The 277-nt window shown below is 69.3% G+C and carries 1 protein-coding gene; it reads right to left on the bottom strand.

The features are described 5' to 3' along the window. Window positions 1-191 (bottom strand): hypothetical protein (locus tag JS521_RS36200; protein ID WP_205087054.1); only part of this gene is annotated, 191 nt, incomplete at its 3' end. Window positions 192-277: the final 86 nt, after the last annotated feature.

The following is a 277-nucleotide window of genomic DNA, read 5'->3' as shown; positions in this document are numbered from 1 at the left end:
CGGTAGACCCGAGCGGTCAGGCCGTCGTCGAGGCAGGCGCGTACCCAGGGCTCGTCGCCACGCACCGCCGCCAGTTGTTCCGATGGCAGCGGGCAATCCTCCGCGCGGCCCAGGCGAAACTCGGTGCCGCTGGCGAGAAAGGCCAACTGGGCCTGGCGCCGTGCCGCTGCGGTCAGGGATACGGTACTCATCGGGCCTGCACCACGATGACCTTGTCCTCGCCCAGCTCGCGGGCGAAGGCATAGGGCTGGCCGGGCGAAAGCAGTTTGTGTTCACC

This window comes from Streptomyces durocortorensis (assembly GCF_016901035.1).
Taxonomy (GTDB): Bacteria; Actinomycetota; Actinomycetes; order Streptomycetales; family Streptomycetaceae; genus Streptomyces; species Streptomyces durocortorensis.
This window is presented reverse-complemented; position numbering and strand designations above follow the sequence as displayed.